Source organism: Sporomusa sp. 246TCP1, assembly GCF_057319775.1.
In genome coordinates, this window is sequence record NZ_CM170492.1 from 4372501 (window position 1) to 4386144 (window position 13644).

Genomic DNA, 13644 nt, shown 5'->3' on the forward strand with positions numbered 1-13644 from the left:
GTTAGTTCAGTTGTTACACCGAACGGTTCTCCCTAGAAAGGAGGTGATCCAGCCGCACCTTCCGATACGGCTACCTTGTTACGACTTCACCCCAATCATCGGCCCCACCTTAGACGGCTAGTTCCATTGCTGGTTACCCCACCGGCTTCGGGTGTTGTCAACTTTCGTGGTGTGACGGGCGGTGTGTACAAGGCCCGGGAACGTATTCACCGCAGTATGCTGACCTGCGATTACTAGCGATTCCGACTTCACGGAGGCGAGTTGCAGCCTCCGATCCGAACTGAGAGCTTGTTTATGCGTTTGGCTTACCCTCGCGGGCTTGCTTCGCTTTGTTTAAGCCCATTGTAGTACGTGTGTAGCCCAGGACATAAGGGGCATGATGACTTGACGTCATCCCCGCCTTCCTCCGCATTGTCTGCGGCAGTCTCCCTTGAGTTCCCACCATTACGTGCTGGCAACAAAGGATAAGGGTTGCGCTCGTTGCGGGACTTAACCCAACATCTCACGACACGAGCTGACGACAGCCATGCACCACCTGTTTTCGTGTACCCCGAAGGATAGGAACTAATCTCTTAGTTTTTCACTCAATGTCAAGTCCTGGTAAGGTTCTTCGCGTTGCGTCGAATTAAACCACATACTCCACCGCTTGTGCGGGCCCCCGTCAATTCCTTTGAGTTTCAACCTTGCGGTACCGTACTCCCCAGGCGGGGTACTTATTGCGTTAGCTTGCGGCACAGAAGGGGTCGATACCCTCTACACCTAGTACCCATCGTTTACGGCCAGGACTACCGGGGTATCTAATCCCGTTCGCTCCCCTGGCTTTCGCGCCTCAGTGTCAGACACAGTCCAGAAAGTCGCCTTCGCCACTGGTGTTCCTCCCAATATCTACGCATTTCACCGCTACACTGGGAATTCCACTTTCCTCTCCTGCACTCAAGATTTCCAGTTTCCTGCGCCTATACGGGGTTGAGCCCCGCACTTAGACACACGACTTAAAAATCCACCTACACGCCCTTTACGCCCAATAATTCCGGACAACGCTTGCCACCTACGTATTACCGCGGCTGCTGGCACGTAGTTAGCCGTGGCTTCCTCCTTTGGTACCGTCATTGCTCTACATTATTCACATAGAACACGTTCGTCCCAAACGACAGAGCTTTACAATCCGAAGACCTTCTTCACTCACGCGGCGTTGCTCCGTCAGACTTTCGTCCATTGCGGAAGATTCCCCACTGCTGCCTCCCGTAGGAGTCTGGGCCGTGTCTCAGTCCCAGTGTGGCCGTTCATCCTCTCAGACCGGCTACTGATCGAAGCCTTGGTGAGCCGTTACCTCACCAACTAGCTAATCAGACGCAGACCCATCTCTAATCGGTAGCATATTCAGAGGCCACCTTTCTTATCCTAGTCATGCGACTAAGATACCACATTCGGTATTAGCACCACTTTCGCGGTGTTGTCCCCAATTTAGAGGCAGGTTGTCTACGCGTTACTCACCCGTTCGCCACTAGGAGTTATTACTAACTCCCCGTTCGACTTGCATGTGTTAGGCACGCCGCCAGCGTTCGTCCTGAGCCAGGATCAAACTCTCCATAAAAAAATTTATGAAAAGCCAATTGGCTCTTTAAAGCTATTAAAAAATTGTTTTTGGTTTTGTATGTCGCAAGCGACATACTACCGCACATCTGGCTTTTTGATGCATTACTTACATTGTTCAGTTTTCAGGGAACATTTTGTCGTTCGCGTCCTTGTGGAGCCAACATCTATATATGTTATCACGTTTGCTTCACCGTGTCAACATCTTTTTATTCATTCCAACTAAGTTGTTAGCTTGATTGGGAATATTTCATCGCTCATCAAGGCGACTCACTTATAGTATCATGCCTTATCGCTTACGTCAACTGTGAATTTATGTATATTATCACACAATTGCAAAGTAGACTACCTAAACGAGTCGCCTTCTTCCTACATCCCAACCTTGCTCAAAGATATTCCTCACCAGGATCAAGGTACATCGAATAATCTATCATATATAACGGATAAGACAACTCCAACGTTTGTATCCGACCATCCCAGTGGGCTGCCATATTAAATAATTGTCCCATATCATTGACAGTTATAAATGGCTGTCCGTCCACAATGATAATAGGGGCTGCTCTCCCGTGAATGAGCAATTCCGGTGTACCAGGCTGCCATTTTATACGTTCACCTAACACGGCAGCTACGGTCAACGCTGGCACCATCCAGACGGATTCTTGCTGGTAAATGTCACAGGATAGGATTTGCCCGCCGAATTTGGCCACAGGCAAAATGAACTCCAGGCAATTTTGACTGTCATTCCATACTTCCCGGCCACCAAATAATGTTGGCAAGTATTTCAGACTAATATATATTGTATTACCACGTTTCTTGCCGGGAACTATTTTATTTTGTCGGGATACTGTTTGGCCGTTTTCATCCCATTTTACCGAAGTATTTAAACTATCAGCCAATGCCATAACCGGTATTTGTTTTTCACCAGCTATAGAAATTATGTGTTCTGTACGCATTGTTCCATTTATCTTGAGCTTGTGAATTTGGGCAAATTCTATTTGTCTGTCAGGAACCTCCTGAATCAATGACTTCAAGAAGGTATCTTCGACCAAACCATCTAAACCAGCTTTGGCAAGTGCCTGTTTAACACCAGTTAGTGTAATCCTCTGCCGACCATAAACATCCGGATAAATGCCAATAGAGGCTCTTCCGTTGGCGTCAACCCGTACTTTAACCCGTTCATACTCTATCTTAACCGGCGTATCACAAGCAACATATTCAAATAACTCTTCCACATCTGCTTCCTGCATTCGTACACAACCATTCGACACAGCTCCCCCAATCGACCAAGATGCGTTTGTTCCATGAATGCCGTACATAGGCGCAATACCCAGCCAGCGATATCCCAGGGGATTATTCGGCCCTGACGGCACTACAGTTCCTTTGTCCGGAGGGTACCAACAGGGATCTACTTCCTTTTCTATTATTGAAAACTCTCCCGTAGGCGTAGGAGAAGACGGTTTACCAACAGCAATCTGGTATTCCTTGAGTAGAGTATTCCCTTTGTATAATTCCAGTGTATGACTGGGAAGATTGATGATAATTCGTGGTAACAAATCTGACTTCATAGCCTGAGCATTGCCAGGCAAAATAGTCATGATAAAAACAAGGATTACCCAAAAAACCGGTTTGTATACCCACTTTTTATCCATACAGCCATCCCCTTTTAGCAAATGCTTAAGACAATAACATATATGAAGTTGAAGTGGTTGATATGCGCTAATTTGTCAGACAAGCACAAAAAAAGAAAGGAACTGTGTTTTTCTCCAGCACCTTTCTTCATTACAACCTATTGATCTACTTAAACGGCATAGACTATGACGTAGAACTTATCGTGCGGCTGTTTGACCATGGAGTTCACCCTGCCTTATTTCCGCAATCCGATTAGCCTTGTCGACCATCACTATTTTGGGCCGATATTTTTTCTGCTTTGCTTCAGTCATCATCGCATATGCAATGATAATAACCACATCACCGGGCTGCACCAGCCGGGCGGCAGCCCCGTTTAAACAAATGATCCCTGAATTTCTCGGCCCGCTGATTACATAGGTTTCCAACCGGCTGCCATTATTGTTATTTACAATCTGAACCTTTTCATTAGGTAAAATACCTGACGCTTCTAACAATGCCTCGTCTATCGTAATGCTTCCCATGTAATTCAAGTTGGCTTCGGTGACAGTAGCGCAATGAATTTTTGCTTTTAGTGAAGTCAACAACATCAGATTGCCTCCAGTATGGTGTTATCAATCAGTCTGGTTGTACCAAACCTGACTGCAAGTGCTAACAATGCTTTTGTTGATAAAGTGCTGGCAGACTCCAGCTCAGGATAGCTGTAAATTTCCACATATTCTAGGTTAGCTAATGGTTGCTCAGTGATAACACTAACTACTGCTGCACGAATTTTCGCTATATCCCGCTCGCCCTCATGAACAAGCTGCTTTGCCAGCGAAAGGCTCTGGGACAAGACCATCGCCGCGCTGCGTTCCTCAGTTGATAAATATCTGTTACGTGAACTCATCGCTAAACCATCATCCTCGCGCACAATCGGTACAATTTCAAGCTGCACATTCATGTTCAAGTCACGAACCATCTGGTCGATTACCAGTACCTGTTGGGCATCCTTCTGTCCAAAAAACGCCTTATCCGGCTGTACAATGTTAAATAATTTACTAACAACAGTTGTAACGCCACGAAAGTGTCCGGGACGTGAAAGCCCGCATAACTTGTCTGTTATTTCTTCGACATATACATAACTGGCATACCTATTAGGATACATCTCAGCTACAGTTGGATGAAAAATGGCATCCACGCCCACACCACTTGCTTTTTCACTATCACCTGCCAAGTCACGCGGGTAACACGCCAAGTCCTCCTGCGGACCGAATTGAGTAGGATTAACAAAGATACTAGTGATGACAATATCACACTGTGCTTTGGCGCACCGCATCAGCGTCAAATGACCTTCATGCAATGCTCCCATAGTGGGAACCAATGCGATGCTTTTCCCTTGTTTCCTGGCAGAATTTACAAAAGCACGCATTTCTTGAATAGTTTCTATTACTCGCATTGCCTACATTCCTCTCCTTACCACAATTCAATCAGTACAATTTTTCCAGCATAGTGTCAGCCATTTTAAAGCTATACTCTGGTGCAGGAAATTGTCTTTCCTGCACCTCTTTGATATACATTTCAACAGCAGCCCTGATTTCCTGGTGCAAATTTGCATACTTTTTAGCAAACTTCGGCGTAAATCCTGAATGTAAACCTAATAAATCATGGCTAACCAGTACTTGTCCATCACAAGCGGCGCCGGCACCGATGCCGATCGTGGGGATGGCAACCGCCTCACACACTCTCCTGGCCAGCCCATCCGGTATACATTCCAATACCAGCGCAAATGCTCCTGCAGCCTCCAATGCCCGGGCATCATCCAACAGTGTTTGCGCGGTTTCTTCATCTCTGGCCTGTACCTTAAAGCCGCCTAATTGGTTAACTGACTGCGGTGTTAATCCCAAGTGACCTACCACCGGAATACCTGCTGTCACAATTGCCTTCACCGTATCGGCCATGGCTGCGCCGCCTTCCAGTTTTACCGCCTGCGCGCCGCCTTCCTGCAGCAAACGTCCCGCATTCTTAACAGCCTTTTTTATCGATACTTGATAAGACATAAATGGCATATCGGCAACCACCATCGCGCGTTTAGTGCCCCGGCATACGGCTTTAACATGATGCAGCATATCTTCCATCGTTACTGGCAGCGTAGAGTCATAGCCCAAAATGACATTTCCTAATGAATCACCTACTAAAAGCATATCCACCCCGGCCTCATCCAAGAGCTTAGCCATGGAATAATCATACGCTGTCAGCATAGTAATTGCCCTGCCTTCACTTTTGTATTGACGCAAAACACTTGTCGTTATTTTGTTATGGCTCATATTTCCCTCCAGCATTATCGCTCAGCATTTCGCTCATTGTCTCAAGCTGTGCTCTTTTAAGACTGCCAATTTGTTGTACTAGCAGCAAAGTATGTAAACCTAATTGCCTGTATAATTTCTCACTGTTATTATCCTGTCGCGCCAACGCCTGGAGATGAGCAGCCACGGTATTGGCATCCCCTCTTACAATAGGCCCGGTCAGCGCTTTAGGAGTCCCCTTATTGACCAAATTCTCCACCGTTCCCTGCAGAAGCGGCAACAATGCAGTTGTCGCTTCCTCGGCAGATAGTCCGAGTTGTTGCAACAAGCTAACCGCATTATGCACCAATACCACCAAATAATTTGACGCTATACAGGCAGCTGCGTGGTAAAGCACCCGCTTATCTGGTGGTACAAGAAAACTATCCCCTCCCATATCCCGCACCATAGTTTTAGCAAGATTAACCGCTGCATGGTCACCATCTACAGCAAAATACACGCCAGACAGGCAACCGGTTTTATTTTTCATACTTGCAAAGGATTGCAATGGATGCAAGGCACCAATAAAGGCCCCCTGTCGCTTGGCAGCTGCTAAGGTATCGGCTGGCAAAGCCCCACTGGCATGATACACATACTGCCCTTCATACCAACCGCCATTTTGTGCAATCTGCCCTGCAACATCTCCAATATACCTGTCTGATGTAGTGATAAAGACAATCTCTGCCTTTTGCGCAATTTCTACCGGATTTACCGACCACGGTACAGAAAAACGTTCAGCCAGCATCACAGCTGACGCCGGGCTCCTACTTGCAACTCCGGTTAATCTGTAACCGCATTGGCACAAACTTGTCGCAAGCGCGTCTCCCACCTTACCTGCTCCAATAATAGCAAAACTTGGTTTTTCCATTTCTCACTCCCTCCCGCTTACGCCCACGCCGTAAAGAAGCAAGTAATATAAAAAGCCTTCCGGCACGTGTCCGAAAGGCATAGATCTCCCTTGCTACCTCCCGTCTCAGTCCTGCGGATCTAAGCGGTATATTTAACTATGAAAATTCCGCCACATCCATTCTCTTTGTTACTTAGTGTGACTCCTCGCAGATGCCACCTAAAAATGATGGATGTAAAGCAATTTGATGATAGCATAATATATAAAAAGAAAGCAAGCGTTTATTTATTGATTCAATTAAAAACCTAATTCTTCACCGATGATGATTATCTCAACATCGGTAGCTGATGGCTTTTTATGCATAACAGTAGTAACATTACATATCCGGGTTGGCCCTTGGCAATCCATACATTCCCCTGTCACCGTACAAGGATTCGGACGATTTAACCGTTTATTATTAATAGGAGCAGCAAACAGCTCAATCCGGTCCATTGCAGTCTCAAGATTTGTAACAATTTTATTAACACCAGTAATTACAATAACTTTCTTGGGCCCGAAGATCATCGCAGCCACCCGATTGCCTGCGCCATCAACGTTGACAAGTTCACCCTTTAGGGTCAGCGCATTCGTGCCTGTTAAAAAAACGTCACTAGTCATTTCCTTGCGGCGCACTGCCAGTGCCTCTTCCGGCGATAAACCCGGTTTATTATGATTAAATACGGTATTGCCCCGCTCCTCAAGCAGCGTATCAATCCCAACTTCTTTAATTGTCCATGAGCCACCAATACCCACAGTAGCATCAGTAGGAATAAGGGCAGCCAGTTTATCTAATGCTTCTTGTTTGGTATTTACATAGCTGGCAGTAAAATGATTCTTTTGCAAAGCTTCAATCACTTTAGCTGCAATTGTTTGATTGTGCCATGTTTTTAATTCGCTCATGATCATTTCTCCTCTCAATTACGCATTATGGTATTAACAGCTGATGTTCATATACGTGGTAGCCATTTCTCTCATTTCCTCAGCAGTGTACTGATTGTACACCATGTTTATATGCTTGGCATAGGATAAGCCGTTGAAACTACCATTAGCCTGGATAGTTATATACTCATTAAGTTGACCGGCAAATTCCACAGATAGTGGGATTTCCCGCACTGCTTTCACAAGACCGTCAGTTGCCTCCACCAACACAACCGTAAGCGTACTAACCTCTAGAGCTTCCTGCGGATACACACGAATACCTGACGGCACAGTATGCCAGGAGTATGGTGCATCATTCCATTTACTTGTCCCAAACTTAAAGAGCAAAAAAATAATAGGACCATCAACATATATGCCTAACTCAATTGCACCACTCTCAACATCCTCAATTTCCTGAGCGGTAATTTTTGTTTTGACAATAAGCAAACTATGCCCCTCATTATCCAAGCGATACCTAATTTTTTCTTCCAGCTTACCTTGCCCTGGTATATAAGGCTGCCCAACCTGGCCTGTTTGCACAACTTGTCACCACTTTTCGAATATAGTTTTATTTTTTATATTATATCATTATCTATATGGATAATCAAAGCAAGCAGCCTTTGCACTGTAACTTTAACCAAATCGTAAGGAAAAATATTCGTTTATCTATTTGTAATAAATTGCTGCTGGTTGCGGGAAACTATATACAACGCGTTAAAGCTTTTACAACTTCTTGGATGCAGGAATATATTGTACGTGTTGAAATTTTTACGTTCAATAACTTATCAGGAGGCGATTTTTATGCTGCAGCATAAATTCAAGGGGTGCGAAGATTGCATCGAAAGTAGCTCTTGTGAATTTTCCTCAGAATTCTGTCCGAAAGCCGTGCTTGATCACAGTCTTGATAGCGATTTAACCGCAGATCCTGTATTTAAAAAATACCAGGAACTTTACCAACGCCTAAAAAACTAACAACTACTATACTAGGAGGTCTGCCGTGAAAACGAAAATAAAATATTCTCACGGTAAAGGATTTAGTAAAAATCTTTCCTCAGTTACCATCGTAGCCGGTGCTCGCACCAGCCCGGAAATCCAGAAAAACATCAAAAAAGCCCGCCCAGAGCGACAGAGTAACGGGCAGGCTCACCAAATATTTTAGACTCTATGAAAACCCACGTCTACTGCTTATGGCTGCCACTTGGCAGCCTATTTTTTTTGCCGCAGCCAGATTAGTACCTTCTGGTATAATGTCAGTCTCTTCAAGAACAGCCAGCACCTCTTCCAACGCAGCATTACCTGCACGCTCACCAATACCAGTGGCAGTTACACTGGCAAATAATGCCCCACTTTGTAGGGCAGCCACCGTATTGGCTGTAGCCAGACCAAAATCATTATGGGCATGAAATTCGATTGGCAGTGAACAGCGGACCGCCAAATGACTCATTAATTTCCGGGTGGAAAACGGGTCTAACAGACCAACCGTGTCCGCATAACGAATTCGTACAACCCCCAAACGCTCACTCAATTCAGCCAATTCCAGAAATTGATCAGGATGGGCCCGCGAAGCATCTTCAGCCCCCACAGATACACGACAGCCGTGGCTCCGGGCCAAAAAAACAGCACTGGTAAGCTGCTCATACACCCATTTTCGGCTTTGCTTTAGCTTACGATAAATATGGAGGTCAGATACAGGCACAGAAATATGCAAAAACTCAAAACCGCAAGCTACGGAAGCCGCAATATCTTGGTGGCAAGCGCGATTCCAGGAAAAGGCAACCGCCTTCAGCCCGGAATTCAGGATGAGTCGCATGGCCTCGGCCTCTTCCTGCCCCATCACCGGGGTACCTGCCTCAATCCAAGTAATACCGGCATTATCCAAAGCTATCGCAATTCCCAGTTTTTCCATAGCAGAAAATACAACCCCGGCCGCTTGTTCCCCATCTCGCATCGTAGTATCAATAAGAAATCCGGGTTTGAGTTCTGGCATAAATCGGCTCCTTTCAGCCTGATAGGTATAATCTCCGGAGTTCATCATCGCTTATGGCTGTTTTCTTACGAACAGCTAACGCCCGTACTCCAGCCAGCAAACGCTTACTCTCATCTTCCTCCAAACAAATACCCCAAGCCGCAAATTTTGTTCTAAGCGCCGCCGTCCCGGAGTGTTTGCCAACAATAAGCTGTCTACTTAACCCCACCAATTCAGGGGCAAATGGCTCATACAGCTTCGGAGCTTTGGTAATACCATCAACATGTAGACCTGATTCATGTGCAAAAATAGCTGAGCCAATAATAGCTTTGTTTACTGGCACCGTCAAACCCAACATAGAAAATATCTGACCACAGCCGATTGCAAGCTTAGGTGGCAGCTTAGTGTTGATCCCTAAAAGTTGTCTGGCAGCCAGAAGCACCTCTTCCCACGGAGCATAGCCGCCAATCCCGCCTACTGATTCCACCACTTGTGTGGCACCAGCCTTTAATGCTGCCAGAGTATTGGCAGTTGCCAAACCATAGGCATTACCAGCTGAAATGCCTATGGGGCAAGCCAAGCTACTTTTCAGGAGAGTTATTTGATCAAATAGCGCAAACGGATTTCCCTTACCAGCTCTATCCTGGTATACGACGGCAGCAATCGGATATTTTTTTATATTAGCGATAAGGCCTGACAACGCTTCTACCGTAAGAACGTCTATCCCTTCAACAAACAAAGAAACTACCAAGCCTCGCGGGCAAGCCTCTTTCATAACTTCCCGTAATCTGGTGCCAAACTCCACTTGATTTGTAGCATCACAAACCAGGACAACTTGCTTTATACCTGCCTGCTCGGCCAGTGACAGTTCACAGCCTAAAAGGTTAAGAAGCCCATAAAGTCGAATCTGGGATTGCACCTCAGCCAACTCCGGGCGATTACATTGCCATTCATCAAGGTGAATGACTGCCTGTTGTATCCCCAAAGCAGTTAGCACACCAGCAAAATCTACAAGCTTTTGCGCGGCAAACTTCTGCCTGATAGCGATATTCAAAGTCTGGTCTAACCACATAATTTTCTTCACATCGATCACCCGCAGCGTTGTTTTCTTATCACCAGCTTGACACCATTTTCCAAGCGCTCTGATTGACAGTCCAGACGGCCACTTTCCCACTCGACCTCCAGCCAAGGCGGGATATGACTGCACAGCACCTCCACCTGATAGTAATTGCCCGATAATAGCGGCTGCAATACTTGTTTGGAGGTTAACCCACTGCCATTTTGTTGAATATCCTTGAGCGACACCTTGAAACAACCCGGCCCAGTCTCAACAATAGCCGGCGCTGTGGGTTTACCTGTTTCACTTTCGCGGGCGGCCAACTCTTCCTGCACTAAAATGTATTCTAAAAAGTCTGCCGGACGACCATTAAACTCCCAAATACTAAACCCATTTTGTTCTAATTCTTTGTATAACAGACCAACTACTGTCTGCGCGACAAATACGCGGCACTGGCCCAACCATTGAATTGTGTCCGCTAATTGCCGCCGTACTCCAGCCATACCGCTGGTGCGGTCAAATTGAAATGGCAAGGAGTCAGTCAGCCGCCACTTTCCCTGCTGACGGCGGTAAATAACTATTTTCCCTGGATCTTCCAGGGACGCTGTACTGCCTTTGTCCCCAATAAACACCGCTATGTCCCGCGCCATTTTCCTTCCTCCTTCACTTTTACACGGCAGCTGCCTTTAATTCCAGCTGTTCAACAGCGTAATAAAGCCCGCTCTCCACGGTATAGCAATATTCCACCGACATAATACCCCGCTTTAACAAACGTTTTTGGGCCTGATAACCAATCCTCATTGTCAATACTGCATCACAATCACTCAGGGCTGTCATTATAGCCTCTCGCCGCTTATCTTCGCTATCACAGTCTTCATTGCCAGAACAATATTTTTCCAAGCAGCGCGTTTCCACTAGCTCATACCGGTTATTATTCACCTGATAAATATCAAATTTTTCGGCCTGACCAAAGTGCAAATCAACTAATTTCCCGGCTTGGCTAGTAACTGCCACCTTGTAATAACCGACAAACGGCAAGGGTTTACTCTCAGTTGCTTCAACCAGCGTGGTAGCAGCACAGCTTCTAAACTCATTGTTACGATCCTGACTCAAAAGGCCAATGGCATCTGCCCGGCACTGACGGCAATGGGTCATCTGTTTCAGTTCAACATTACAAGCCACCCGCATGGCCGTAACATCGTGCATATTGGTTTGCGGCAACCCGGAAAATACACTACCCTGCGCGGGAAGGAAGGGCATAATATTGGTCAGACTGGCACCCAATTGCTTAACTTTCTTGACAACAGTAGGTATATGCCTGTCATTCACCATGGTAATCATTACAATGTTTACCTTGACAACAACACCATGATCAGCTAAATACCTAATGCCTGCCTGTTGGTTGTTCAAGAGAATTTCTGCACCTTCTGTGCCGGTATAACGAGTACCCTGGTAGTTGACAGCTCCATAGATCTGGGCGCCAATGACCGGTTCGGTACAGTTAACAGTCACCGTGACATGATGTACACCAAGTTTAACTATTTCCGGGGCGTATTCGGGCAATAATAACCCGTTAGTTGACAAGCAAAATAGCACGTCAGAGTCTGCTCTTTTTATAAGCTCAATGGTCTCACGGGTTTTATTCCAATCAGCCAGAGCATCCCCCGGACCGGCAATTCCAACCACACTCAGATTGGGGATGGCAGCCTTCACTTTTTCAAATTTTGCAAACGCCTCTGCAGGTGACAGCACTTCACTAGTTACTCCAGGGCGGCTTTCATTAACACAATCATACTTACGGCTACAATAGTTGCAGCTAATATTGCACTGCGGCGCTACCGGCAGATGCATACGGGCATATTTATGTTGGGCTTCACTAGAAAAACAGGGATGTTTATCGGTAAGCACGCTCGCCATAGAGCGGTCACCTCCTTTCTTCAAGTAAGGGTTATGATGATTTATAATATTTTTGGTACATATTCTGGCGGTAGTACTGATATTTTTCGGCTAGCAAGGTGTTGGTAATTCTGTCTAGCAAGTTCATAGAGCCAGTATACCCTATTGACAACAGCCTCTGACCACCCACTCGATCATGAATGGGAAATCCTAAACGCACTAGGGGAATATGATCTCTTTCAGTAAGAAAGCGCCCGTCCGAATGGCCAATAGCAATATTAGCCTCACCCGCCTTGGCCTGTTGCTGAACTAAATCAAAATCAGGATCTGATAATACAACAGTTTCGGCTGACATCTCAGTTTTGGGTAAAAGCCGCGACAAGTTCCCGCTTTTATCCCCGGTTACTACTACTGGGCGAATACCGTTTTCCAGGCAGAGCTGCGTCACAGCATAGACAAGTTCAGGATCACCAAAAATGGCACTGCGTCCGAAGAAATTATATTTATGAGAATCAATCATGGCATCAATAAGCCGTCCCCGCTCGTTCTCAATGTCCGCAGGCCGGTTCCTGCCGCTGATAGTCTCGATCGCACCCATAAAGGCATCCGTGTTTTGAATACCAATCGGCAATGGTACAGAATACAGTGGTACACCAAAGGTATCTTCAAGATATTTTCCGGGTGATATACTACTATCTAAGGTAACACCCATTTCAATGGTTGCCGGCGCACCACCCATGCGGTAAAGATCCGCTATAGGCGTGCCGCCCGCAGGTAATTTACTGTAGTTAGCAAGGTATGGCCGGTCAAGAGTGTCCGCTATATCAGGACACAACATATATTCCAAATCCATGGCAGTAAGCAAACGCTTCAGTTCTCGAATGTCGGCCGGACTAATGCTGGGTATAATGATATTTACTTTGTTATGGCGTTCGGTGGCGGTTGCCAGCGTCTCAACCAAACGCCGGACAGTCAGCCAATAACCCTCACTATGATTGCCGCCATAACCGGGAGTATTGGCAGTAACAATCGGCATAACAAGCTTGCGTTCCTGCCGATAGTCAGCTACTATCCTGGCTATGTCTTCCCCAATGGTTTCAGCCAGACAGGTGGTAACAACACCAATCAGTCCTGGCTGATAAACTTTATTAATATTATCAAGGGCCTGGCGCAAATTAGCCTCACCGCCATACACTGTCCCTTTTTCATTAAGCGAAGAGGAACCAACATCAATTGGCTCATTAAAATGCTCAGCAATATGTCGCCGCATATAGGTGCTGCACCCTTGCGAACCATGAACAATTACCATTGATCGTTCAATACCTTTAAGCGCCAATATTCCACCCATCGGCATACACATGTGACAGGGGTTTTCCAT

14 protein-coding genes and 1 rRNA gene are annotated in these 13644 nt (G+C 46.1%); 2 read left to right on the forward strand and 13 right to left on the reverse strand.

Annotation, left to right across the window (positions count from 1 at the left end; translation table 11 throughout):
• Nucleotides 1-36: 36 nt before the first annotated feature.
• From AC1ECB_RS20660 to AC1ECB_RS20695, 8 genes are all read right to left on the reverse strand, one after another.
• Nucleotides 37-1594: ribosomal RNA gene (locus AC1ECB_RS20660) — 16S ribosomal RNA — on the reverse strand.
• Nucleotides 1595-1979: 385 nt separating this feature from the next.
• Nucleotides 1980-3242: a L,D-transpeptidase family protein gene (locus tag AC1ECB_RS20665; RefSeq protein ID WP_485665550.1), complete on the reverse strand. Its 1263-nt coding sequence runs from the start codon at nt 3240-3242 to the stop codon at nt 1980-1982.
• 177 nt (nt 3243-3419) lie between these two features.
• Nucleotides 3420-3809 (reverse strand): aspartate 1-decarboxylase, encoded by a 390-nt coding sequence (gene panD / locus AC1ECB_RS20670; RefSeq protein WP_485665551.1) that lies wholly within the window; start codon nt 3807-3809, stop codon nt 3420-3422.
• Nucleotides 3809-4657 (reverse strand): pantoate--beta-alanine ligase, encoded by an 849-nt coding sequence (gene panC, locus AC1ECB_RS20675; protein ID WP_485665552.1) that lies wholly within the window; start codon nt 4655-4657, stop codon nt 3809-3811. The genes panD and panC overlap by 1 nt, the downstream gene beginning before the upstream one ends.
• Nucleotides 4658-4688: 31 nt before the next feature.
• A complete protein-coding gene (panB, locus tag AC1ECB_RS20680) occupies nt 4689-5525 on the reverse strand; it encodes a 3-methyl-2-oxobutanoate hydroxymethyltransferase (RefSeq protein ID WP_485665553.1) in 837 nt (278 codons plus the stop codon).
• Entirely contained in the window at nt 5515-6411 is an 897-nt protein-coding gene (locus AC1ECB_RS20685) for a Rossmann-like and DUF2520 domain-containing protein (RefSeq protein WP_485665554.1), read from the reverse strand. Before AC1ECB_RS20685 ends, panB begins: the two co-directional genes overlap by 11 nt.
• A 276-nt stretch (nt 6412-6687) precedes the next feature.
• Nucleotides 6688-7329, reverse strand: a complete 642-nt coding sequence (locus AC1ECB_RS20690) for a lactate utilization protein (protein WP_485665555.1) — start codon at nt 7327-7329, stop codon at nt 6688-6690.
• Nucleotides 7330-7362: 33 nt separating this feature from the next.
• Entirely contained in the window at nt 7363-7887 is a 525-nt protein-coding gene (locus tag AC1ECB_RS20695) for a hypothetical protein (protein ID WP_485665556.1), read from the reverse strand.
• 261 nt (nt 7888-8148) lie between these two features.
• On the opposite strand from AC1ECB_RS20695, the gene AC1ECB_RS20700 reads away from it, so the two are divergent.
• Nucleotides 8149-8319: a hypothetical protein gene (locus AC1ECB_RS20700; RefSeq protein WP_485665557.1), complete on the forward strand. Its 171-nt coding sequence runs from the start codon at nt 8149-8151 to the stop codon at nt 8317-8319.
• Nucleotides 8320-8344: 25 nt separating this feature from the next.
• Nucleotides 8345-8506, forward strand: coding sequence for a hypothetical protein (locus AC1ECB_RS20705; RefSeq protein ID WP_485665558.1), 162 nt, complete (start codon nt 8345-8347; stop codon nt 8504-8506).
• A gap of 3 nt (nt 8507-8509) precedes the next feature.
• On the opposite strand, the gene AC1ECB_RS20710 is transcribed toward AC1ECB_RS20705, so the two are convergent.
• From AC1ECB_RS20710 to AC1ECB_RS20730, 5 genes are read right to left on the reverse strand one after another with little or no spacing between them, the layout of a single operon-like run.
• Nucleotides 8510-9334 carry a beta/alpha barrel domain-containing protein gene (locus tag AC1ECB_RS20710; RefSeq protein ID WP_485665559.1) on the reverse strand — a complete coding sequence of 275 codons (825 nt, stop codon included), beginning with the start codon at nt 9332-9334 and terminating at the stop codon, nt 8510-8512.
• A 13-nt stretch (nt 9335-9347) separates the two neighbouring features.
• Complete coding sequence (locus AC1ECB_RS20715; protein WP_485665560.1) at nt 9348-10487, reverse strand: homocitrate synthase/isopropylmalate synthase family protein; 1140 nt, start codon at nt 10485-10487, stop codon at nt 9348-9350.
• Complete coding sequence (locus AC1ECB_RS20720; protein WP_485665561.1) at nt 10403-11020, reverse strand: Fe-only nitrogenase accessory AnfO family protein; 618 nt, start codon at nt 11018-11020, stop codon at nt 10403-10405. The genes AC1ECB_RS20715 and AC1ECB_RS20720 overlap by 85 nt, the downstream gene beginning before the upstream one ends.
• A 19-nt stretch (nt 11021-11039) precedes the next feature.
• On the reverse strand, nt 11040-12287 hold the full coding sequence (gene nifB / locus AC1ECB_RS20725; RefSeq protein ID WP_485665562.1) for a nitrogenase cofactor biosynthesis protein NifB: 1248 nt from the start codon (nt 12285-12287) through the stop codon (nt 11040-11042).
• Between the two features lie 31 nt (nt 12288-12318).
• Nucleotides 12319-13644 carry a nitrogenase component 1 gene (locus AC1ECB_RS20730; protein ID WP_485665563.1) on the reverse strand — a complete coding sequence of 442 codons (1326 nt, stop codon included), beginning with the start codon at nt 13642-13644 and terminating at the stop codon, nt 12319-12321.